Raw genomic sequence first — 23,520 nt, forward strand, 5'->3', positions numbered from 1 at the left:
GCCTCTGCTTTATTATGGGGGAAGCGGTCGCCAATTTTTTTATGAGCGTCATTTACCACGAGAATCTAACTACATAAACGGAGTGTGGACAAGCGATGACAGAAAAAGAAAAATCACAATTAGGACTCCTGTACAATGCTAATTATGATGAAGAGTTGATTGAGGAACGTTTATACGCTAAAGGACTCTGCTACGAATATAATCAGCTCCATCCTAGAAATATGGAAGAACGAGAAACACTCATCAAAACTTTACTAGGAAAGACAACGGATAGATTCTTGATCGAGCAGCCTTTTGTGTGTGACTATGGGTATAATATTGAAATCGGTGAAAATTTTTATAGTAATCACAATACAGTCATGCTTGATGGGGCAAAAATAGTGTTCGGTGATAATGTATTTGTTGCTCCTAACTGCGGATTTTATACTGCGGGTCATCCTCTTGATGTAGAACAACGTAATGAAGGGTTGGAAATTGTATTTCCAATTACTGTGGGCAATAATGTTTGGATCGGTGGTAATGTTTGCGTTCTGGCGGGCGTCACGATAGGGGATAATTCAATTATTGGTGCAGGAAGCATTGTTACCAAAGATGTTCCTTCTGGTGTGATTGCCGCAGGAAACCCTTGTAAGGTCATCCGTAAAATTACCGAAGATGACAAGCACAAGTATATAAGAAATTAACCATAAAACTACAGTTCATTTGGAACTGTAGTTTTGCGTCTTTACAGAGAACTACCCAACGTAAAGAAACATTTTTGCACAGATTTGTTCAGGGAATAATGTAATAATGAACGTAAGAGGAATATTTCCAAATTACTATGGCCTATTCAGAAAGGAAGGAAAAACTATGAAATTAATGTTTATATCAGATATTCATGGCTCGCTGTACTGGTTGCAATTGGCACTGGTAAAATTCAAGGAGGAGAAAGCTGACCGTCTTGTCTTGCTTGGAGATTACATGTATCATGGACCGCGAAATCCGTTACCGGAAGGATATAACCCAGCGGAAGTGGCTTCTATGCTGAACAAGTACAAATCTCACATTGCGGTGTCGGTACGCGGGAATTGCGATGCAGAAGTGGATCAGATGTTGCTGGATTTTCCGATGATGGGTGATTATGCTTTACTGTACCATGAAGGACGGCGAATCTATATCACGCATGGACATGGTTTTAGTATCGGAAATTTACCGCCACTTGAAGCGGGTGATGTATTCATTCAAGGACACACTCATATTCCGGTAGCAGATGTGGAAAATGGGGTCTTTGTACTGAACCCTGGTTCAATCGCATTGCCAAAAGAAAACTATCCATCCTCTTATGGTGTGCTGGAGGGAGCACAATTTACCGTGAAGGATTTTGATGGCAGTACGGTGAAAGCAATCACCTTTTCAAAGTAATTTCTCAAATTTCAATGTAAATTATTAAAACTTTTCCGCTTCGATTGAGACAAAGATCATATTATTGTATGATAGGAGCGGAGTCTACATTCTGAAAAGAAAGAGAGTTTCAATACATGCAAATTAAGGATTCACATTATAAGATGCCGCCTGAATGGGCGCCACATGAACGTACGTATATTTCCTGGCCTGTAAAATCTTCAATGGTTTACCCCGATATGCATGCCGAGGTATGTAAGGGTTATGCCGAAATCGTAAGTGCTATGGCGGAATTTGAACCAGTTACCGTAGTCGTAAATCCAGATGATCTGGAGAGCGTTAAAGCGCTTGAGCTCGGGGAACGGGTAGAACTGTTACCGATAGAGCACAGCGATGCGTGGCTACGTGATAACGGTCCAACTTTTCTGACGGATGAGCAGGGTCAGTTGGCAGGTATTAACTGGAAGTTTAATGCTTGGGGCGGCAAATATGCTCCCTGGGATCTGGATGACCAGGTTGCGCCGCAAATACTGGACAAACTTGGAGTTCCGCGGTTAGATGCACCGCTTGTAATGGAAGGCGGCTCACTGCATGTAGATGGCGAAGGTACTCTAATTACAACCGAAGAGTGCTTGCTCAATCCCAACCGTAATCCGGAATTAAGCCGAGAAGAAATAGAACGGTACGTATGCGAATATACAGGTGCCGAGAAAATTATCTGGCTAAAACGTGGACTCAGTGGCGACGAAACGGATGGTCATGTGGACAATATTGCTTGCTTCGCTGCTCCTGGCAAGGTCATTATGCAAGTATGTGATGATCCTGAGGATGAAAATTATGAAATCACGCAGGAAAATCTGCGTATTCTAGAGCAAGCAACGGATGCCAAAGGTCGTAAGCTGGAAGTGATTCAAATCGGCCAACCGCCGCGTGTGGATTATGAAGACAGCCGACTGACACTGAGCTATATTAACTTCTACTTTGTGAATGGCGGCATTATTTTGCCTGTGTTTGGCGGAACTGCTGCTGAGAGTGATCTTGCAGCCCAGCAAGTGCTGTCAAAAGTATTCCCGAATCGCAAGATCCGCACTGTAGATGGTATGGCAGTTATCCGTGAAGGCGGTAACGTACACTGTACAACCCAGCAGATGCCTGCTGTAAAGCGTTGAACGATACAACATTTATAAGGAGGACTAAGGTGAGAAAAGTAAAAGTGGCAGCAACTCAAATGAGCTGTTCTACCAATATCGAAGAAAATATCAGCAAAGCAGAGAAGTTGGTACGTGAAGCGGCAGCCCAAGGTGCGCAAATTATTTTGCTGCAGGAATTGTTCGAAACTCCATACTTCTGCCAGAAGGAAAAGTCTGATTATTATGTATATGCAACTGAGTTGGAGCACAACAAAGCGGTTAACCATTTCAAGAAGATTGCCAAGGAATTGCAGGTTGTGCTGCCAATCAGCTTCTACGAGAAGAAGAACTATGCTCGTTACAACAGTCTTGCTGTTATTGATGCAGATGGTGAAGTGTTAGGTAAATACCGCAAAAGCCACATCCCGGACGGCCCTGGGTATGAGGAAAAGTTTTATTTTAATCCGGGCGACACCGGTTTTAAAGTGTGGAATACACGTTATGCCAAAATCGGAGTAGGCGTGTGCTGGGATCAATGGTATCCTGAGGCGGCCCGCTGTATGGCGCTTATGGGCGCAGAAATTTTATTTTACCCGACAGCGATTGGTTCAGAACCACAAGATTCCTCCATTGACTCTAAGGATCACTGGCAGACTTGCATGCTAGGTCATGCAGCTTCCAATCTGATTCCAGTCATTGCTTCCAACCGTATCGGAAAGGAAACCGATGAAGAATCCAGCATCAATTTCTACGGCTCATCCTTTATCGCTGGCCCTCAAGGGAATAAGTTGGCAGAGGCTGGTCGTACCGATGAGGAAGTGCTTACCGCTGAATTTGATCTGGACGAGCTGGAAGTAGGGCGGATCGAATGGGGCATTTTCCGTGACCGTCGTCCCGAACTATACAAAATGATTGCCACCTATGATGGTGATCTAAAAGTATAATCTGTATACAGATAGATATATTTCCCTTGCCGTTAAGCCGTGATGTTTCTTTTTTGAACTCACACGGCTTTTCGAGCGGGGGATTTTTGGTTTCTAAATGGGAGTACATCTTGTGATAGATCGGAGGAAGGAGAACAGCAATGAAGCATAAGAGGATAAACCAATCGTTAGCACAGTTCAAAACTTCGACAGAAGAAAATCAAGAATGGGGATACTCGCGCGCAAGAGATATGGCTATTTTGGGCTTTTGGGACGAGTACACGCTATCTGCGCAGCGTTTATGTGAACGAATGGCTACCGAAACCCATCAAATGAGACCTTCTGAGTACGTTCCGTTCCCAACTCAGTTTGAATGGCTGGAACAAGGAGAAACAGACTTGATTATAGATGGAATATGGTCAGCTGATTTACATGGTGATCATTGTCTGTTTGTGAATATTGGGGAGCATCACCCAGAACGGCATACATCGATTGAAGCTTATATTTACGATACGCAGGTGATAGATGAGGGATTCTTCCTTCAATATCTGAACACCTCTCCTAAAGCCAAAGCCTACACACCTTCATTTAGCAAAAATGGATATGCTACAATGTGTGAACTGTTGGACAGATATGTTAGGGAAGGTATATTGGAGCGTAGGCCCTACGGTTTCAAAAGAACGGATACATAGGTGAATAACGAATAAAGTATGATTTGGGTTTGAGCTGAAAGGAACATTTCTTAAAGGATGGTTCCTTTTTTTATGTAGGACTATATTTTATCTATAGACTGAAACTATGATTCAGCGTATAAAATAGCATTAGAATTTATAGATCGAATAATATAAAATCAAGTCATAAGGAATGATCGTACTCAATAAAACTTCGATATTCTTTAAAGTGAAAAAAATCACATATATGAGTTATGTAATGAAACTTGAAAATGAATGAAATTTGCAAAACTGCAAGGAGGAAGAACTATGAACCACTATCCTGCGATATTTGAACCTCTGACCATACGGCGTATGACCTTGAAGAATCGGATTGTAATGCCCCCGATGGGAACCAACTTTGCTGCCATGGATGGAAGCTTTGTTCAGGATCATATTGACTATTACGTACAACGGGCCAAAGGGGGGACCGGCCTGATTACAGTAGAAAATGTTTGTTTGGATTTCCCAATGGGCACGAACGGAACAACCCAGCTGCGGATGGATAATGATCAGTTTATTCCTGGACTGTTTAGATTAACAGAAGCTCTGCACTCTTACGGAGCATGTGTTTCTGTACAAATTAACCATGCGGGTGCTTCGGCTTATGCTGGACGACTGAACGGAGTTCAACCCGTTTCTTCTTCGAATATTCCTTCTAAAAAGGGTGGAGCGATTCCAAGACCTTTGCAAAAAGAAGAAATTTATGCCATTGTGCGTAAATACGGAGAAGCAGCGGGAAGAGCACAGCGAGCAGGATTTGACTGTGTTGAAATTCACGCGGGACATTCCTACTTGCTGAGTCAGTTTCTTTCGCCGATGTACAATAAACGTACGGATGAATTTGGCGGCAGCGCAGAAAACCGTACTCGTTTTGCCAGATTAGTCATTGATGAAATTCGTTCAGTGGTGGGTCCATTCTTCCCCATTTGCTTACGTTTTAGTGCGGAGGAGTTTACAGAAGGTGGGAATACCTTGGAAGATACACTGGAGTTACTGGAGTATCTCAATGATGAGGTAGATATTTTGAACGTTTCTGCAGCTCTAAATGATTCCATTCAGTACCAGATAGACGGGATGAACCTGCCAGATGGTTGGCGCTCTTATATGGCTAAAGCAGTAAAAGATAAATTCGGAAAGGTCACGATGACCTCAGGTAATATACGGAGCCCACAGGCTGCGCAGGACATATTGGAAAGAGGTGACGCTGATCTTCTGGCAATGGGCAGAGGCTTGATCGCAGAACCGAACTGGGTACTCAAAGTGCAAAACGGCTACGAGCATTTGCTTAGAAAATGCATCTCCTGCAACATTGGTTGTGCCGATCACCGTATCTCCAAAAGTAAACCAATTTGCTGTACGGTAAATCCAGATTTGTTCAAGGAAGCTGAATACCGGAAACAACGAGTTAGAAACAATGTCCAAGTCGTTGTGATCGGTGGGGGTACCGCGGGAATGGAAGCGGCCTGTACAGCGGCTGAGGTAGGCTGCCAAGTAACCCTCTTTGAAGAAAAGGCAGAACTGGGTGGCCTTGCGCGTGATATTGCACGCTTACCAGACAAAACGCGCATCAATGACTTCCCAGATTATCTGATTCAGCGCACCAAGCAATTAACCAATCTGAATATTGTCACAGGCACACGAGCAGATCTGACGATGATTAGTGCTCTGAACCCTGATATTATTGTTAATGCAACGGGGGCCAAACCGCTGCTTCCACCGATTGCAGGTCTGCACGATCAACTAGGAAAACCGGGTACAAAAGTATTTTCTATCTTTGATCTGTTGAACAAAGTGGAGAACTTTCAAGAGTTTGAAGGCAAACGTATTGCTGTAGTGGGTGGCGGAGCCGTGGGACTGGATGTTGTAGAATATTATGCAGAGCGCGGGGCTAAAGAAGTTTCTATCATTGAAATGATGCCTATATTGGGTAAGGACCTGGATATGATTACCCGCATTTCAATGATGAAAATGGTGGAGGAACGAGAAGTGAACGTCCATACAGAGACAGCTTTGACGGAAGTGTGCAGCGACCGTTTCAAAGTAAAGCGTGGAGAACAGGTGTTTGAGATTCCTTTTGATCTCGGATTCGTATGTTTGGGTATGCGTTCATACACTCCGCTGATGGATAGCTTGCTTCAATATGGAAAAGAGCATCAAGTGGAAGTTGTAAACATCGGAGACAGCAAACAAGCGCGTCGTATTATTGATGGTACCCGTGAAGGTCGGAATATTCTGAAAACCATTCAACGAGTAGACGAATTTAAAAATGAGTTTTCCTATGCTTACTAAATTGAGGGTATATGTGATAGGTAATTATGATGGGTATTTATGTAACAACTCATTTTATAATCCGGTTGAAGAGACAATTTGTCTTTTCAGCCTTTTTATTTGGGTTTATGCTGGCAAGAAGATTGATTCCTTCCTCATTTTGAAGGTAAACTATGGAAGGCATAGCAAGCAAGGCTATTATTAGCGTGGAGGGATGCGAGCGTGAGTCAACTCTTGAGGGAAATACCAGGTGCCAGTGCATGGAGCAACGTGCAAGAAATACATAAGGGCTGGTCCAGTGACAACAAGTATCATATTCAAACCGCTGACGGTAGGGAGTTACTATTGAGAATTTCGGATATCGCCCAATATGACAAGAAACAGCGAGAATTTGAATCCGTAAAAAAGCTGCATCATATAGATAATATTCTAATGTCCCGTCCGCTTGATTTTGGGATATGCAACAACGGACAGTCGGTATACTCTTTATTTACCTGGGTCAACGGGGAAGATGCTGAAGGTGTTATCCCATCCTTAAACGCCGAACAGCAGTATCAACTCGGGTTTCAGGCGGGAGAGGTATTGGCTAAATTGCATGAGATTCATGCAGAGCAGGACCTGGTCCCATGGGCTGAACATTATAATGCCAAAATCAATAGATATATTAGAAACTTTGAGTCATGCGGTATTGCTTTAAAGGGAGCAGACCAAACGATAAGCTTTATTGAGCAAAACCGTCATCTATTAGAAAATCGCCCCCAGACATTTCAGCACGGGGATTATCACGTCGGAAATATGGTGGTTACCCCATCTGGTGAACTGGGGATCATTGATTTTAATAGGCTGGATTATGGTGATCCCTGGGAAGAATTCAACCGTATTACCTGGTGTGCAGGATTAAGCCCATTATTTGCTTCAGGTCGTATTCACGGTTATTTCCATAATGATGTACCGGATTTATTTTTTAGATTAATGGCACTGTATATTGCAAGCAATCAGCTTTCATCGATTCCCTGGGCCATTCCATTTGGCAAAGAAGAGGTAGACGATATGGTAAAACGAGCTGAAGAGGTTTTGGAGGCATATGATTACTTTCAAAACTATATCCCGAAATGGTATCTACCTAGTTGTCCTGACTTGTAAAATATGGAGACCGCCGCTCCTGAGAGTGACGGTCTATTTATAGTGCTTTATGATTGTTTCTTAATCTTATAGGTGAATTCCCAAACGGCTTGATGACCTGAGTATCGTCCACGATTTTCAGTAATAGTGACTCTTAACTTAACGGTAGAACCTTTGGAAGAAACCGAAGAGACCTTTACATTTTTCGTGATTTCGCCTACATCAGGAATTTTGTCTTGTTCCTCAGCGTAAGCATACAGCTTAATGCTGCTACCCGACTTGGCTTTTACTTTTACGCTGTTACCTTCACTAATGGACTGACCAGCCACCTGGGCAGCGATGGCCCAATCGTTGCCTACATGGTCATTCGAGACCAGGGTTGCTTGCTGAAACGTAACGATATACGTGGATGTTGCTGAAGCTGCGAGCGCGTACGTTCCATTGAAGATTAGGGATACCACTACCAATAAAATAGCCGATGCTTTCGCCCATACTTTATTCATTTGCCTGTCCCCTTCAATTAAAATATCGAGGAAAATCCCTCTATTCTAATTATCGTTTGCAGTAAAAAGAATTGTTAATGGTTGGTAAAAAAATAGTTTAGTATTTTATTGCATTACTTATAACCTAATATGATGATGACTTAAATTTTAGTATAGAAAAGGAAGATGAAATAGGATGAGAAAAATATACAATGAACAAGAAATCATAGAAATGACCGTTAAGCTGCTCGAACAAACTTCGATGTACGAAGAACAGTATGAGCAATATGTAAGCCGACCTTTCCGTACAGGTTTTTATGATGATCTGAGTCCGCATGTGAAAGTTGGCAAACAGGGATACACGCTCCAAATGTATGAAAGAGGCGTACAGATGCTAAATAAGCTTACGAAAGATGTAGAGGATGTGATGTATTGGATCATCGAAGATACGATTCATATCATTGCTCACCTAAATCTGCTTCGTAAATATAAAGTAGATAACCGAAATACTCATCTAAAATATACCAAGGAGATCATGAAGGAGCTGACAACTGCAATAAATAAAGCATTTTATGAAATTGGAGGAATCTATCAGGAATGGCATGAAGCGAATAGAAGGGCAACGTTGGAAAATCCATTAAAGTAACTAAAACTTAAAGAAACAGTTGACAATCTTGGAGGAGAAATTTACAATTTTATATTAGTGATAATGATTATCAATATCATTAATTTTAAGTATGCTCTACAATTACAATATGTTAAAGGAGAATTTACAACATGCATTATATGATGAGCAAGAAATTTTACATGATTTTGTGTGCATTATTCGTAATAATCTTCGTTATTTCAGGGTGTGGAAATGCTGGCAGTTCCTCAGATTCATCTGCTCAACCTGCATCTTCGGCGAAGGAAGAGGCAAGCAGTGAGTCTGGTACACGTACAGTCTCTACGATAAAAGGAGATGTAAAGGTGCCCGCTAACCCCCAACGGGTAGTGGTGAACTGGTATATTGGCGATGTATTCACGCTGGGAATCAAGCCAGCTGCGGTATTTGGTTGGAAACAAGAAACCATGCCTTTTTACGATAAGTTTAACGGGATTCCTGTTATTGAAAAATGGGAGACCGAGGAAATTATGAAGTACGATCCTGATCTCATCATTACATATGATACAAAAGATTATGATAAGCTGTCCAAAATTGCACCTGTTCTTGTAATACCTGAGGGTAAGATGACGTCTGTGGAACGGATGAAATTCCTTGGTCAGGCCACAGGACATGAAGCAGAAGCGGATAAAGTGATTTCACAGTTTGAAAGCAAGTTGAGTGAGGCCAAAGAAAAACTAAATTCCGACATATTCAAGGACAAAACGTTTAGCATTTTTGAGGACTGGGGCAGTGGCTCCTACGGAATATATTATGAAACAGGCTCACGTGGAGGAACGTTAATTTACGATTATCTAGGACTTCACAAACCGGAAAAGCTCAACACATTGGTTAAAAATTCTGGAGAGGGGAGAGGTTCTTTATCCTATGAGGTAGCTGCTGAATACTTTGGCGATTATGTCCTGTGGTTTAAGCAGGAAGGCAAAGAATCCGAATATGCGAAAACCAAAATCTGGAGCAGTATTCCAGCCGTCAAAAATGGGCACATCATCGAAATTCCAGCAAAATATGCAGGACTGTTCTACTATTCGGACGTTGCTAGTATGACAGGACAGCTAGATTATATTATTGGCAAATTACTGGAACAAACGAAGTAATGATGCATAATTGACCAGCTAAGGGTGTAATCAATGTCTACTCACAAAGAACGAAATAAAAAAGGAATATTTCATTTTGTAAGCTACATGATTGTGGGCGTGTTTCTGCTCATGATAGTTTCCGCAGCATCCATCACCTTTGGTGCTTCGGAAATGAGCTTGAAGCTGGCATGGGGGGCTGTATTTCAATTTGATCCCAATATTACGGAACACCAAATTATTCATACATTGCGTTTTCCACGCACTGTGGCGGACATCATAGTTGGGTGTAGCCTAGCTGTGTGCGGGGCGATCATGCAGGGAACGACTCGCAATCCATTGGCCGACTCGGGACTCATTGGTATAAGCTCAGGCTCGACATTTGCTATTGCGCTATGTATGGCCTTTTTGCCAGGGCGCACCTATGGTGAAACCATGCTGTATTCTTGCTTGGGCGCAGCAACCACCACAGGAATTACGTACTACATCGCGTCTATAGGCAAACGGGGGATGACGCCTCAGCGCTTAGTGCTAGCAGGAATGTCCATCTCTATGCTCTTTGGTGCGTTCAGCACTTTTCTCGCAATTAAGTATGAGATTGGTCAAGCACTTGATTATTGGTCTGCTGGTGGTACAGCCAGTGCCAAGTGGAGTGAACTGGCTTTCATTTCACCACTATTTGTAGTGGGCTTGGTCTGTGCTATCGCCCTGTCTCCCTCCATTACGATCTTGAGCTTTGGAGAGGAGGTGGCATCAGGCCTAGGAATTCGAGCGAATAGAATCAAGCTATTTTCAACCTTAATCGTATTAATTTTAACGGGGTTATCGGTTATTGTAGTCGGTCCTGTTGGGTTTGTAGGTTTGATCGTGCCACATATTATACGCTATCTGGTCGGTACAGATTATCGATATATTATTCCCGCCTCAGCGTTGTATGGAGCAGTGTTTCTACTGGCAGCAGATTTGCTGGGTCGAATGATTAATCGCCCTCATGAAACGCCGCTAGGCATTATTTTTGCTTTGGTCGGCGTACCCTATTTTCTCTACCTTGTGCGCAAGCAAAGGAGGGAGTTTAGTTGAATCTGTCCCGCAATAGCAGGGGTATAAGCATTATTTTACTGTTAACCGTGTTGACACTGCTGGTTGCTGTACTCAGCATGAATGTCGGGAAAATGAATCTGTCCCCACTTGAAGTTTTCAAGGTCATCATCGGCGAAGGAACGAGCAAGCAGAATCTGATCGTATTTGAATTTCGACTGCCACGTATTGTGCTTTCCGTATTAGTGGGTATTGGCATGGGGATATCGGGTTGTATTATGCAAAGCTTGCTCAAAAACGACATGGCCAGTCCAGGGACACTAGGCATCAGCTCGGGCTCGGGGTTATTCGTGCTTTTATATATTACGCTGTTCGCTAGTGAGGGATTACTATCGCCTATTATTCTTCCAGGGCTGGCTTTTGCAGGCGGGCTCACAGCAGCATTTTTGATTTTTATGTTTGCTTTTAGGCGGGGAAGAGACATTTCACCTACAGGCCTAATTTTAACGGGTGTTGCTATGGGGAGTGGCTACAGCGCATTGGCGCTGCTACTGACGCTCCGATTAGACAAGCAACAGTATGATTTTGCTCTGCGTTGGCAGGCTGGAGATCTTTGGGGGGATGACTGGAGCTATATTATGGTGCTGCTCCCCTGGGTGCTGATCATCAGCCTTTACGTTTTTTACAGGTCTAACACACTCAATACGCTGAATTTGGGCAATCAGACAGCATCGGGGCTCGGCGTAGCCATTAAAAGGGAATTTATCGGCTTGACGATCGCAGCAGTGGCTCTGGCTTCTGGTAGCGTGGCACTTGGTGGGAATTTCTTTTTTGTGGGCATGGTTAGTCCCCATCTGGCTCGCAGGTTGGTAGGACCCAATCATAAGCTGCTGTTACCTACTACTGCATTGGTTGGCTCGCTCGTTATATTGATTGCTGATACCCTTACACGCACGATCAGTTTTGGTGCTGATATTCCAACCGGAATCATAATCACTATCTTGGTTACCCCTTATTTTCTCTATTTGTTGTCGAAGGCCAGTTAATGTTTAATGAATGAAAAAAACGCTAACCCACTTCCATGGAAATTATGGATGGGTTAGCGGCTTGTAAATAAAGCCTAATCCTTGGCATAATTCAGACCCAAGCGATAAGCTTGGTCCAGCAATATTTCATAATGAGCAGAATTTGAACCCAGAGTCTCATCTAAGAATTCAACCTTGGAGTTGGAAACACCGCAATAATCTGCAATACCCACATTCAGCAAATGAGTAATCATTTCATCATAGTTACGCTTTTTCAGCTGTTCTTTCGAAACGCCAGCCAAGCCAATCCACAAGATATGCTGATGATGAAGGTAATTCGAACCGTACGCAAACCCATTGTTCCATACACGGTCAATATAACCCTTCAGCATAGCTGGCAAATGCCACCACCAAAGTGGAAAAATAAATGCCAACGCATCATGCTCCTTCAACCGCCTTATTTCCATTTCTACTTCAGGGGAAAAAGACTGCTCCGCAACGGACCAATCCGGTTCATCTACTCCTTTTAAAACAGGATCAAAACCGATCCCATGCAAATCCAATATCTCATAATCGTGGCCCGCATCGACAAGACCTTGTACGAAACGACCGGCAACCTTAAAGGTCAGGGAATCTTTTCTTGGGTGTGAAACAACGACTAGTACTTTCATGTTTTCACTACCTTTCTCAATAGGCTAACTTCTAGGCATGCTCCATGCTTGCTGCTATTATAAACATTAGGAAAATAATCTGGAAGTACGCACTTTTACGTTCTATAGGATAATACAGGTGCCATAGGAACATGGAAGTGCCCTAGGTAGATTACCTAAATTGACCTGAGTCACGAATTGAAGTGATGGGTTGTTTTTAGCAAACGTAGCCTTCTAAAGGAGGATAAAGGAATGAATGAACCGACCAAAAATAGGGTTCAAAAGAAGTATCAAGTTGGAGTGGAAGCAGCTTTAGAGGTAATGGGAGGAAAATGGAAGCCTTTAATTATCTACCATCTGATGACAGGACGGAAACGATCGTCTGAGTTTCGTCGGTTAATGCCTGGCATTACTCAAAAAATGCTGACCACTCAGCTCAGAAACCTGGAAAAGGATGAGATTGTTACACGAGAGGTTTATAATGAAATCCCACCTAAAGTGGAGTATGAGTTAACGCAGTACGGCTGGGGATTAAAACCCGCACTAGACCATTTATGCTATTGGGGAGAGAATCACCTGGATAAGATCCATGGAGACAAATCCAAGGTTTTGGAAGAATTTCAAGGCTGCGATTGATATGAAGCCCTCACAAAGCATTCAATCAGAAAAGCTTGCGAAGGCTCCACTGTCGTATGACAATATAAAAGGCCTATCTGCCGGTCATTTCGTTATCATAGCTTAATTGCCATTCAATTCCAAACTTATCTTTAAGGCTACCGTAGCATTTGCTCCAGAATGTTTCTTGAAGCTCCATGTTTACGGTCGCGCCTTCTTTTAATTTGTGAAAGTATGAACGAATTCTCTCCTCGTCCTTATTGACGATGGCGAGGCTGATGTTGTTTCCCGCAACAAAAGGCATACCAGGAAAAACGTCTGAAAACATCACATTACTTCCATCAATTTGAAGCCGCGTATGCATGACCAGATTTTTGGCTTCTTCTGGTAGAGGATAATCGGGGTTGGGCGGTGCTTCCCCGAACGTCATGATCTTTGGTTTCTCAGTTCCAAAAGCATGTGCGTAAAATTCTGCTGCCTCGCGACAGTTTCCATTAAAGTTAAGATAAACATCAACTGACATCTGCGTCATTCCCTTTTGGCTGATTTTTTACAGGCTAATTTCTTATTTTCATTATTAACCTGTGCACAAGCAAAAATACACTCTTGCTGACATCCTAACACGTAGCCGTTAAGGGGGGAGCGTCTTTTAAAGGAAAGTAACCCGCAAAAAGGATGCTTGCCCTTAAACAAACTTTTTGCGGGTTATGATTATGGATTGGCTAGATGGAAATCAAGTTTGGAGAGGCTGGATGATAGAGCAGATGACGTGAAATGTCGCCGGGATGCTGTACGAAAAGTGGTCCCCAAGCAGGATTGGTGTCGTGCATCAGCTTTAACAGCGATATCATCCGATTAAATATAACTTGCAGATCCGCTTCGCGAGAAAGACCCTCGGTGATAGCAGCAGCTACCACATGCGCAGCGTAGAAGCCGGAACGGTGCTCGTCAGTAAGCGAACCTGTAGTTTGCAGCAAGGTTCGTAAATGTGCGGCGACGCTCTCATCCTCGTTTCTCCAGTTCTGGATTTCATCCAGACTGTGGTTTTCGAGGCTTATAAGTTTAGTCTTCATTATGGATTCTGCCACAATACGTGCAGAACGTTTTGCTGTGTTAGCGTCGATAGCTCTGCCGTTAAGTTTAATATTGGACAAATCCTTGTCGGTTTCCGATTCAATGATTTCCGCCCATGCTCCAGCTTGGTCAAATTCCAACAGTGCAGTGGCGTAGGCACCCAAGTATCCCCGTAAAATATCTGCGGCGTGTGGATCACGGGCAGGTCCCTCATTTCGAAGTTGAGCTCTGCCGGAAAACGCGGCATTCATACCCCGAAAATAACCGACTAAACCAATGGCAGCTGCTGGTCCCAAATTTAGGACACCCAATACATCAGACGCGGTTTCATCAATGCGAGAAGCCCAGTAGTCCGGTAGCCCTTGTCCAATATTTTCGCTGTTTAATCTGTTTCTGACCACATTGGCCAACTCTTGAAGTAGACCCAGATCAGCATGCAAAATATCATGACCACATACTTCATGCGGGATACTGGACCAAGCCATTAGACCGTTTGTCGCATGTGCAGGAGGAAGGCTAACTATAGCTGCTTGCACTTTAAATGCGGCTGTGGCGTCAGCGGGCCATGTGTATGGGCCATTTTCCGGCGCTCCCCATTTTACAAGAGCTGGAATGATACTGAGATCTGGTTCTTTTATTCCTTGGCGATCTTCTGCGCTAAGAAAACCGTCATACAGGTCGCTCACAATTTCCTGAAAAGCATCGGTCGCGAGGACATTGTAGCCTTCTCCATTTTGCAAAATGCTCTGAGCAATATCCAGCATGAGTCCGGCAGCTCTAGTTCTGCTTGGGTCCTGAATTAAAATTTCAGTGAAGCCTTGTTGCCCGAGCTCGTCCAGTTCTTTAATAAACGGACTTGCAACCGTTTCTTGATATATTTTAGGCAGCTTGGCTTTGGCCGCGTGGAGTCTTCCCATCAGTTGATGATAGTCTGTAGGATCTGATGGTCCCTGAAGATTGGAGAGCACAGCCTTCTTCACATTTTCGATACAAAGAGACATGTTGGATACATCCGGTTTGGTAACAGTAGTGATGCGATTTCTTTCCAGCATTCCTTGCATAATTAGTTTACCTCCCAGTTTTTTTGAATTAAACTACAACAGGCTGCATCGTATTCCACAAACGCTTCACCTGGCACTTTCCATCACGAAACGTTAAAAGATAGAGATCCGGATTTGTTATTTCCTCCAGAACAAAATCTGGAGCATAGTGATGCAACAGAAGTGTTAGGATCAAGCGATGGGTGACCAACAGAAAGGTGTGTTGATCGTTTTTCAGCAATTCTTCCGTTAGGGAAGTGACCCGGGCGATAACCATTTCATCCGATTCCTCTTCGGTAACGCCTCTTACTCCTTGCTCTCTAAGGCGGTTTCCAGGTGGACCAAGTTTGATTTTTAATCTTTCTTCGATGAATTCCGCAGTCTGCCAGGCTCGCGTATATGGACTTGAAATCAAACGGTCTACATGTAAATCTTTCATTTGGGACAGAAAATCAGCTAACTGTTCCGCCTGATTAAAGCCATCTGAACTGAGTGGAGCATCTGGCTCATTACCAGTTCCAATACCGTGGCGAGCCACATATAACTTTACATCAGTACTTATTTAACACCCTCATTCTTCGGATAAAATTATCCTTTAAAGGAATTTAAGTAAACATTTTTTTCGCCCAGAGACTAACATGTGTGAGCTTTCACATGATTATGCTGTCCTTTTTTTGACACCTAATTTTTGCGAAGTTAAAATCTAAAAATCCAAAAAAATACAACTATAACAAACGGTAAAGCTACTTATCGCAGATTTATAGTAGATCAGGACTGGTATACATAAATATTTTCAATTCATTGCTTCTGTTTTCAAAACAAACAGGCATTATGTTCAAAGTAATGGTATGATAGCTTAGTTAAATCTGAACGACTAGTCATGGAGTGATTATAATATGGGTGGAAAAAGTAAGGGTGGCGGAACCGGCAGAGGTACGGGAAGTAAAGGCTGGACACGCTGGAACAAAACAGCGAAGCCAGTAAGGCGGAAAAGCGCTGCTGCAAGTGCGCCGGGAAATACAGCGACCGGAGCTGCAAAAGGCGCTGCTGCCAAGCCAAATGGGAATCGAGGCGGCAGAAGTAAGTAAGCCGAGCATGTATAGGGTTGTTTTCAAAGTCGAACATCTGATTATGCATATGTAATCAGATGTTTTTTTAATAAAACAATACAGATCTACTCTCTATAGTTATCTATAAATCTGATACTACAATGTAAAGGAAGTGAATCATGCGAATTAACAAGTACATTAGTGAGACAGGATTCTGCTCACGTCGGGAAACGAACAGGCTGATTGCAGCAGGGCGGATTACAATTAATGGTAGCGTATGTGAAGCGGGTGCGGAAGTAGAGCCACAGGACATCGTGTTAATTGATGGGGAAACTATCCCAGTTAACCGTAGTAAACCCGTATATTTGGCATTAAATAAGCCTATCGGCATTGTACGTACGGCAGCGGAGCAAGTGAAGGGCAATATTATTCGTTATATCAATTATCCTTCACGTATTTTTGCCATTGGCAGACTGGATAAGGCGTCAGAGGGACTCATTTTATTAACCAACGATGGAAGCATTGTCAACCAAATGATGCGTTCCGAGCATGGTCATGAGAAGGAATACGTGGTGAGGGTAGACAAGCCTGTTACAGATGAATTTACACAGACCATGTCTCGCGGCGTTGAAATATTGAACGTCATTACCAAACCGTGTAAGGTTGAACATATAAGCGAATACGAGTTTCGTATTATTTTGACACAGGGATTGAATCTGCAAATTCGTAGAATGTGCAAGGCTTTGGGCTACAGGGTGCTAAAGCTGGAACGTGTTCGAATTATGAATATTACCTTGGATCATCTGGAACGTGGGCAATGGAGACATCTTGAGAAGGAGGAACTGGAGCTACTTCTTGCTAAATTGCAATAATGAGTACAACAAAAGTTTATTTGAGGACCGTATGTTTATACAGCCAACGCAACTTTAGTGATACTTTTTACGTAATTTCAACGAGCCGCCTACCTTGCCCATCAGCCATAACACAATAGGAAACACAATACCGAAAATCATGGCGTAAAAAGGCCATACTGAAAAAAACATGGTTATAAACTGCATGTTTGGCCAGATAGAACGAACCATTGCCATTGCAATTAGGATCAGAGGAATTAAGAGAGAGTTAGCGCTCCGCAGGCTAAAAGCATTTGCAAGCCCTTGCGCTGACACATATAAAAGCAGTGCGAGTCGGAAAAAAATGGTGACAAACCAAAACACGGCAACAAAAATTTCAAACCGTTGAAGAAACTCTCCGCTACTGATTGTTCGGTTAATAAAAAAAGTAGGAAACGTCAAATTAGATACAACACCTTCACTCATCACTGCGATTATTTGTAGAACCATGAAAAAATACATGCCGCCGCTAATCAAAGCACATGTTATCACTGTCTTTCTCCACTTTTTTGGATCAGGGATGTACTGTGCGAAAAAAAGATACAGAAATGCCTCAAGATAGGGAAAGGCAAACAAATTGAACGAAGCGAGAACGATAGGGTTTAAACCATACTCAAAAATAGGGAGCACATTATCTATGTTGCTCTCAGGAAGAAGGGTAATCCTGACCAAAAGATACAGAACAAGAAGGAAAAAAAACAGGATTTCCGCACAACGGCCAATTACAGCAGGTCCTGATCGAACGGCGAAATAAATGACTATTAGCATGATGAAATATATCGCGTCGGGGGGAGTTTCAGGCATAATAGCTATCGTAATAAAGTCGCCCAGATTTCGAAGCGTCATAATGAACACAAGAAAGGGAAAGAAAAAAATGAAAACGATGCTGATCGTCCCGCCCAAAACAGGACCGAAGAGGCAACGGAGATGCTCTACGAAAGATTTTCCCTGTATTTGCCTAGCAATGGAGGCATATAAAGGTATCAATAACAGATGAAACCCTAAGGAGACTGGGATGGAGAGCCAGGCATCTTGTTTAGCGGTAGCGGTAATTGCCGCTGGGAGTACCAGATATGCGCTTCCTATTTGGTATAATGCAAACCACATAATAGCTTGTCGAACGGTCAAGTTGGAATTCACCCCAATACCTCCTTAAGATAACATTTCTGTAAGTAACCGGCTTATCGGTTGAAATAGGATTTGAATGCCCGTCAGTGGAGTCGGCAGTTTAATGCTGACGATCCGTAGGATAATCAATATGATGCCTATAATCAACAATATTGAGCTGAATACAATTTCACGTACGTATTGTTTCTCTTTAAATTTTTTAAACTCATACAACGATGCTAAAATGGAAGTTACGAGAATAACATAAAGCATATGTACTCACTCCTGATTGTGTATTCCCATATCAATTGGACTGGTAATGTCTCCGAACCGAACTAAACGATAATTGAGCTGAATATCCACTTTAAGAGTTTGGAATTTTTGTGGCCAATCCTCTTTCCATCTATGCCATTCATGCGGGAACTTGCGGTGAAAAGCTTCTCCAAACCCGAATATATCGGAACCCATTTGTTGTGCGTTTCGAATGCCTCCCTTCAAAGACTGTTCCAGATGCTCTTTAGCTGATTTTTGAAAATCTCTAAATGTCTCTTCATTTTTAAGGTCGGCCTTGCACGAGACCGTTCCAATATTGGATTCTGTATCCACAATCAGAGTAATGTGTGGATCATGGTCTATTATTTCTGGGCGTATTTTTACTTTGGAACGGATTACTTCAACAACAAATTTTCCTTTGGAATTCGGACAATTGATGGAAGCTACGGTACTGGAAACACGGTTGGATATATAGGTAAAGGCTTTACTTTGCGAATCATCCATCCAATCGATAAGTCGATCGCCCTTGAAAACACCAATTCCAGTGAAAAAATATTTAACATGTTGGGGCGACTTTGTCACATTATCAATAGTTAGACCTTTTTCTAGGTTTGTCAGTCGAATACCGGTGAGAACTGGTTCAATGCCATCCTTCGTAAATTTCTGCAAAAGATCTTTTACATTGACTGCGGAAGTTGGAGCCCATGCTTTTTCAGAGTTCTTTAATGCCTTATACATATCCATTGCAGGCAAGACCTCGGTTGGAGCTACAAAAGTAACGGCCTCCTTTGCTGAGTTTTCTCTGACAACGGCCAAATAGAAATCAGGCCGAACTTCATGGTCACGGAATAGAAAGTCCAGCGGCTCCTTGATTCCTTTTTTTGCTGTTTTTTCATCAAAAATTACAAATTTTAAGTGAGACATATACATTTTTCGGGACGATTCTGTTGTTAATTTTCGAATAGCTTCAAATATGGTATCGGCGCGTTTGGAAAAAACGATCGTTGGCGTCCGTTCCATGGGGGAATTCTGAGACATTTTCGATGGGTCAACCACTTGTAAACTGACTTCATATTGGTCATCAACTGCGTCAATGCCCAGAGCCATCACGACGGAAATTGCGCTCAATTCCTTACTGTTCCAGCAACCCGTAAGAAACACCATTAGCCAGATGCACATAAACATTAATAAAATGGTGGATCGGTACGAGTTCATGATGGTCTACTCCTTTAGTTTTTGCGTTGTTTTTTAGTTTTATATGGAAAACGCAATATGGCGTCCCTCTGCTCCGACGATTTGTAATTGGCAAAGGGACTCAAATACGGTACACCGAATGAATGGAGCCCATTTAGATGCACAAAGAGCATGAGAATACCAACAGTCAATCCGTACACACCAAACATAGCGGCTATGCCTATGAAAGCGAAACGTAATATCCGAATTGGAATAGCAAAGGTGTACGAGGGAATGACAAAGCTCGAAATGGCAGTTATTGCAACAACAATGACCATAACAGCCGAAACGATGTTTGCTTCTACAGCTGCCTGGCCAATCACGATGGACCCGACAATAGAAACGGCTTGACCGACCGTCCGTGGCATACGGAGACCTGCCTCCCTCAGAATTTCAAAAACCACTTCCATGATCATCGCCTCAATAAATGCTGGGAATGGAACTCCTTCACGTTGCGCAGATAAGCTTAATAATAAAACTGTTGGAATCATATCCTGATGGAATGTCGTTAATGCGACATAAATGGCCGGAGCCAACATACAGATTGTTAGGCAGATGTACCTTAATATTCGAATGATACTACCGTAAACATAGGACTGATAATAATCTTCTGCGGATTGGAGGAAATCTGCAAACACCGCAGGTGCAAGGATGGCGAAGGGAGATCCATCCACAAATATTGCAATTTTCCCCTCCATGATTCCTGCTGCAATGGAGTCTGGGCGATCAGAATTATAAAAGAGTGGAAATATCGTGAATTGCTTATCTTCATGGAGACATTCTTCCAAATATTCGCTTTCAAGCACACCTTCTACTTGCATGTTCTTTAACTTGGATATCATGTCCTGCACCTTTTTTGGGTCAGCGACTCCATGTAAATACATGACAGATATATCGGTCTTAGTTTTTTCGCCAACTTTTACCGCAGTAAGACGTACTCTTGTATCCTTCACCCTTCGACGAACCATAGTCGTATTCGTACGTAAAGTTTCTGTAAACGCTTCTTGCGGACCTCTGACCACTGGCTGTGTCTTCGAGTCCGAAATGCTGCGTTCTTCCCATCCAGGCAAAGAAATGACCAGACCTTCATCCATATCGTCCAGTAGTAGGAGAAGACCACCCGAGAGAATCTGTTCCAAGGCATCTTCAAAGTTTTGAGTAAAGCTTGCTTCACCAATGTCCAAAATTGCGTTTTTCAATAACGATAAAGTAATCTCATCAGAGGAGACACGATCATGCAACGGACGGATCACGTTGTCCTGTACCTTTTGCATGTCAGTCATGCCGTCCAAATAAAAAAGAGCGGCGTGTTTATGGCCAGCTGTGATTTCACGAACAACAAAATCCGAACTGTTTCCCATGAAGTCACAAATGAGCTCGATATTCCGGCATAATTGTCTTGAAAATTTGGTATGTAACTTCATTATTACCCTCCTCAGATTCGTAGTATTAACAATAATCCGAAATAATACCACAATAATCCATGATTTTATTCGTTGTCGTTAAGATTAATAACATCTTTAACGGTGGAGGATACAATACCTGCAATAATACTATGCAAAGAGCTTAATTTATCCAAATTTCAATTCATCCAATTATTCAAACAGGCTACAGATGACTATCTTTTTTTGGAATAGTTTACTTGTGTAGTATAATATTTTTGACGGATATTCTTTACTGTCAATTCATTTAAACATCCAGATAGAGAGGGATTTGATCATGCTATTCATTACAAAAAAATTGATCGACAAGCTAGCAGAACCTTATAGAGAATCTGACATGCTCATCTGCTATTCAACTCCACAGAGCTTTTCGGCTTATACAAGTCGAGCCATATTACTCTTAAATAATGATAGGATTATTATCCTTTTCCTCAATCTATTTTCCACAAAAGTAGTACAAAAAGTTGAATATGAAATAGCTGATTTACAGGAACAAAAATATCATTCTGGACACCTGTCTTCTGCAATATGGTCATTTAAAATCAAAGGCCAGCACAGTAGGTTCAGGATAATCAAAAAAATTCTTACGCTTGGCTCTATGCAAAGAGATTTTCTAAATTTCTTGCAACAAAATATCTTAAACTAGCGACCGAGTAGATCGGTAATTCCTGTCTGTCTAAGGGAGAGGCACTGGAAGTACTTAATGAGGATAAGTGATGAAGGTAATATTCGGTGTTTTTTTGTTATATATCATTGAGGGGAGGAATTCTACATGAATGAACTACTTATAAAAAGCGATGGAATAGAAATCTGTAGTGAGAGTTTCGGCGAGCGAGTTCACCCAGCAATATTACTGATTATGGGCGCTCAATCCTCACTGATCTGGTGGGAGGAAGAATTCTGCCAGCGTTTAGCTGATACAGGTCGTTTTGTCGTTCGTTACGATAACCGAGATGTCGGACGTTCTACAACTTATGAACCGGGTCAACCAGACTATACTTTTGAAGACATGGCAGATGATGCGATTCGAGTTTTGGATGCTTATAAGATTGAACAAGCGCATATCGTAGGGATGTCTATGGGCGGAATGCTGACTCAGATGATAGCTCTACGACATCCAGACAGAGTATTAACGGTGACTCTTTTAGCCACGTCCAATTTTGCTCCCGATCTTCCACCGATGGAGGAAAAGGTTATGGACTATTTCTCGAATATGGAAGCAATAGATTGGACGAACGAACAATCGGTGGTTGATTTTGTGGTGGGTAGATCAAGAATTCTAGTAGGTTCAAAGCATTCCTTCGATGAGAATAAGGTTTATCAATTGGCAAAAGAAGAATGGAAAAGAAGCAATAATATGGCTAGTATGAATAATCACGCAATGCTGTCAGGTGGAGAATCCTATTTGGCTAGGACAGGGGAAATAAACGTTCCTACACTGGTTATACACGGTACTGAAGATCCGATTATCCCTTATGAACACGGAATACATCTTGCTAACGAAATTCCGGGTGCGTTTTTACTAGCATTGGAAGGTGCCGGACATGAGATTCACTATGACGACTGGGATTTAATTATCGATTCAATTTCAAAACACACTTCGATGCCAAATTAGTTTAATCACCCGAACAATTAGATCAGATAATTAGAGTAGAAAATGCAACTTTGTCAAAGTTGTCATTAGAAAAGTAGAGCTCTATCCTACGGGGTAGGGCTTTTTAATGGTTTCTAGTGATATATTCGCTAAATCATCATTATTGACATTACAATGGGATATTCTATTTTCAGGGAACAAAATGCATCTACGATTCTGGAATTTACACAAAATCTTATTAAAAGGGAGAAGAAGATGAATATATGAGTATCTTGGAGGATTTATACTATGGAAAATGGTACCCAAGCGAACGAACCAAACCTAAAAACCCTGAGCTTGAGCTAGTTCATCAGAAAATATCCGCTTCTATGAAAGCATTAAAAGCAAAATTGTCGGAACAAGATTACGAATTAATCGAAGAACTATCCGATTTAAATGATGTACTGATTTCTATATTATCTGCCTCAGATTATATTTCAGGGTACAAAGCAGGGGCTTTGACGATAATTGAAATAATTGATGGGATAAACTACCGAAACTAAGAGATCGAGCTTTCAATGTATCGGCTTATTTTTATAAGGTGAATCATATAACTTAAGTAAGATGTATTTTAGGAATGGACAGCAAAAGAGAAGTATTTGAATAAATATAAGTCAGAGGTCATAGGGAATAAGTCTTCTGATTCTTATAACAATTAGGAATGAAGCAGGTTTTCCATAAATTAGAATAATG

The 23,520-nt window shown here is 42.1% G+C and carries 25 protein-coding genes; 16 read left to right on the plus strand and 9 right to left on the minus strand.

From position 1 onward, the window contains the following. The first annotated feature begins 95 nt into the window (after window positions 1-95). The 7 genes from ACH59B_RS11760 to ACH59B_RS11790 all read left to right on the plus strand — a co-directional run bounded on the left by ACH59B_RS11760 (window position 96) and on the right by ACH59B_RS11790 (window position 7,557). The gene (locus ACH59B_RS11760) at window positions 96-683 is read left to right on the plus strand and encodes a sugar O-acetyltransferase (protein WP_025364803.1); all 588 of its coding nucleotides are present in this window, start codon (window positions 96-98) and stop codon (window positions 681-683) included. Window positions 684-849: 166 nt separating this feature from the next. Continuing rightward, on the plus strand, window positions 850-1,401 hold the full coding sequence (gene yfcE, locus ACH59B_RS11765; protein WP_025364804.1) for a phosphodiesterase: 552 nt from the start codon (window positions 850-852) through the stop codon (window positions 1,399-1,401). Window positions 1,402-1,517: 116 nt separating this feature from the next. Further along, window positions 1,518-2,549, plus strand: coding sequence for an agmatine/peptidylarginine deiminase (locus tag ACH59B_RS11770; protein ID WP_123797174.1), 1,032 nt, complete (start codon window positions 1,518-1,520; stop codon window positions 2,547-2,549). A 29-nt stretch (window positions 2,550-2,578) separates the two neighbouring features. After that, the gene (gene aguB, locus ACH59B_RS11775; RefSeq protein WP_025364806.1) at window positions 2,579-3,454 is read left to right on the plus strand and encodes an N-carbamoylputrescine amidase; all 876 of its coding nucleotides are present in this window, start codon (window positions 2,579-2,581) and stop codon (window positions 3,452-3,454) included. 140 nt (window positions 3,455-3,594) lie between these two features. Next, window positions 3,595-4,125 (plus strand): hypothetical protein, encoded by a 531-nt coding sequence (locus tag ACH59B_RS11780; RefSeq protein WP_123797175.1) that lies wholly within the window; start codon window positions 3,595-3,597, stop codon window positions 4,123-4,125. 288 nt (window positions 4,126-4,413) lie between these two features. Next, entirely contained in the window at window positions 4,414-6,435 is a 2,022-nt protein-coding gene (locus tag ACH59B_RS11785) for an FAD-dependent oxidoreductase (protein ID WP_123797176.1), read from the plus strand. A 201-nt stretch (window positions 6,436-6,636) separates the two neighbouring features. Continuing rightward, entirely contained in the window at window positions 6,637-7,557 is a 921-nt protein-coding gene (locus ACH59B_RS11790; RefSeq protein ID WP_404303814.1) for an aminoglycoside phosphotransferase family protein, read from the plus strand. Between the two features lie 47 nt (window positions 7,558-7,604). On the opposite strand, the gene ACH59B_RS11795 is transcribed toward ACH59B_RS11790, so the two are convergent. Continuing rightward, window positions 7,605-8,039 carry a hypothetical protein gene (locus ACH59B_RS11795; protein ID WP_044786547.1) on the minus strand — a complete coding sequence of 145 codons (435 nt, stop codon included), beginning with the start codon at window positions 8,037-8,039 and terminating at the stop codon, window positions 7,605-7,607. A gap of 175 nt (window positions 8,040-8,214) precedes the next feature. Here ACH59B_RS11795 and ACH59B_RS11800 point away from each other — a divergent pair, with 175 nt between their 5' ends. The 4 genes from ACH59B_RS11800 (at window position 8,215) to ACH59B_RS11815 (ending at window position 11,842) form a co-directional block, all read left to right on the plus strand. After that, on the plus strand, window positions 8,215-8,664 hold the full coding sequence (locus ACH59B_RS11800; RefSeq protein WP_016818990.1) for an immunity 63 family protein: 450 nt from the start codon (window positions 8,215-8,217) through the stop codon (window positions 8,662-8,664). A 131-nt stretch (window positions 8,665-8,795) separates the two neighbouring features. After that, on the plus strand, window positions 8,796-9,779 hold the full coding sequence (locus ACH59B_RS11805) for an ABC transporter substrate-binding protein (RefSeq protein ID WP_404303817.1): 984 nt from the start codon (window positions 8,796-8,798) through the stop codon (window positions 9,777-9,779). Window positions 9,780-9,812: 33 nt separating this feature from the next. Next, on the plus strand, window positions 9,813-10,838 hold the full coding sequence (locus tag ACH59B_RS11810) for an iron ABC transporter permease (protein WP_016818992.1): 1,026 nt from the start codon (window positions 9,813-9,815) through the stop codon (window positions 10,836-10,838). Continuing rightward, window positions 10,835-11,842, plus strand: coding sequence for an iron ABC transporter permease (locus ACH59B_RS11815; protein WP_126666726.1), 1,008 nt, complete (start codon window positions 10,835-10,837; stop codon window positions 11,840-11,842). The genes ACH59B_RS11810 and ACH59B_RS11815 overlap by 4 nt, the downstream gene beginning before the upstream one ends. Before the next feature lie 74 nt (window positions 11,843-11,916). Here the strand turns inward: ACH59B_RS11815 and ACH59B_RS11820 are convergent, their stop codons facing one another. Beyond that, window positions 11,917-12,492, minus strand: a complete 576-nt coding sequence (locus tag ACH59B_RS11820) for an NAD(P)H oxidoreductase (RefSeq protein WP_044786541.1) — start codon at window positions 12,490-12,492, stop codon at window positions 11,917-11,919. A gap of 231 nt (window positions 12,493-12,723) precedes the next feature. Between ACH59B_RS11820 and ACH59B_RS11825 the strand changes: the two genes are divergently transcribed. Beyond that, the gene (locus ACH59B_RS11825) at window positions 12,724-13,107 is read left to right on the plus strand and encodes a helix-turn-helix domain-containing protein (protein ID WP_017428532.1); all 384 of its coding nucleotides are present in this window, start codon (window positions 12,724-12,726) and stop codon (window positions 13,105-13,107) included. Between the two features lie 73 nt (window positions 13,108-13,180). Here ACH59B_RS11825 and ACH59B_RS11830 read toward each other — a convergent pair whose 3' ends face one another. The 3 genes from ACH59B_RS11830 to ACH59B_RS11840 form a co-directional block, all read right to left on the minus strand. After that, window positions 13,181-13,609, minus strand: a complete 429-nt coding sequence (locus tag ACH59B_RS11830) for a VOC family protein (protein ID WP_090891185.1) — start codon at window positions 13,607-13,609, stop codon at window positions 13,181-13,183. Window positions 13,610-13,808: 199 nt separating this feature from the next. After that, window positions 13,809-15,221 (minus strand): hypothetical protein, encoded by a 1,413-nt coding sequence (locus tag ACH59B_RS11835; RefSeq protein ID WP_016818997.1) that lies wholly within the window; start codon window positions 15,219-15,221, stop codon window positions 13,809-13,811. Between the two features lie 28 nt (window positions 15,222-15,249). Further along, window positions 15,250-15,738 (minus strand): histidine phosphatase family protein, encoded by a 489-nt coding sequence (locus tag ACH59B_RS11840; protein WP_249507452.1) that lies wholly within the window; start codon window positions 15,736-15,738, stop codon window positions 15,250-15,252. 358 nt (window positions 15,739-16,096) lie between these two features. On the opposite strand from ACH59B_RS11840, the gene ACH59B_RS11845 reads away from it, so the two are divergent. Both ACH59B_RS11845 and ACH59B_RS11850 read left to right on the plus strand, forming a co-directional pair. Continuing rightward, window positions 16,097-16,288, plus strand: coding sequence for a DUF3934 family protein (locus ACH59B_RS11845; protein ID WP_045245195.1), 192 nt, complete (start codon window positions 16,097-16,099; stop codon window positions 16,286-16,288). A 140-nt stretch (window positions 16,289-16,428) separates the two neighbouring features. Continuing rightward, window positions 16,429-17,121: a pseudouridine synthase gene (locus ACH59B_RS11850; protein ID WP_249507453.1), complete on the plus strand. Its 693-nt coding sequence runs from the start codon at window positions 16,429-16,431 to the stop codon at window positions 17,119-17,121. A gap of 54 nt (window positions 17,122-17,175) precedes the next feature. On the opposite strand, the gene ACH59B_RS11855 is transcribed toward ACH59B_RS11850, so the two are convergent. Genes ACH59B_RS11855 through ACH59B_RS11870 form a run of 4 tightly spaced genes read right to left on the minus strand, consistent with a single transcriptional unit; the run spans window position 17,176 to window position 21,176 of the window. Further along, window positions 17,176-18,279: an endospore germination permease gene (locus ACH59B_RS11855; protein WP_045245194.1), complete on the minus strand. Its 1,104-nt coding sequence runs from the start codon at window positions 18,277-18,279 to the stop codon at window positions 17,176-17,178. A 12-nt stretch (window positions 18,280-18,291) separates the two neighbouring features. Next, complete coding sequence (locus ACH59B_RS11860) at window positions 18,292-18,519, minus strand: hypothetical protein (protein ID WP_045245193.1); 228 nt, start codon at window positions 18,517-18,519, stop codon at window positions 18,292-18,294. 6 nt (window positions 18,520-18,525) lie between these two features. Beyond that, a complete protein-coding gene (locus tag ACH59B_RS11865) occupies window positions 18,526-19,734 on the minus strand; it encodes a Ger(x)C family spore germination protein (protein ID WP_404303822.1) in 1,209 nt (402 codons plus the stop codon). 14 nt (window positions 19,735-19,748) lie between these two features. Next, window positions 19,749-21,176 (minus strand): spore germination protein, encoded by a 1,428-nt coding sequence (locus tag ACH59B_RS11870; protein ID WP_045245191.1) that lies wholly within the window; start codon window positions 21,174-21,176, stop codon window positions 19,749-19,751. 790 nt (window positions 21,177-21,966) lie between these two features. On the opposite strand from ACH59B_RS11870, the gene ACH59B_RS11875 reads away from it, so the two are divergent. After that, window positions 21,967-22,809, plus strand: a complete 843-nt coding sequence (locus tag ACH59B_RS11875) for an alpha/beta fold hydrolase (RefSeq protein WP_025364815.1) — start codon at window positions 21,967-21,969, stop codon at window positions 22,807-22,809. 242 nt (window positions 22,810-23,051) lie between these two features. Next, window positions 23,052-23,330, plus strand: a complete 279-nt coding sequence (locus ACH59B_RS11880) for a DUF6809 family protein (RefSeq protein ID WP_017428544.1) — start codon at window positions 23,052-23,054, stop codon at window positions 23,328-23,330. Window positions 23,331-23,520: the final 190 nt, after the last annotated feature.

It is taken from the genome of Paenibacillus sp. DP01 (assembly GCF_044784315.1).
GTDB classification, from domain to species: Bacteria; Bacillota; Bacilli; order Paenibacillales; family Paenibacillaceae; genus Paenibacillus; species Paenibacillus polymyxa.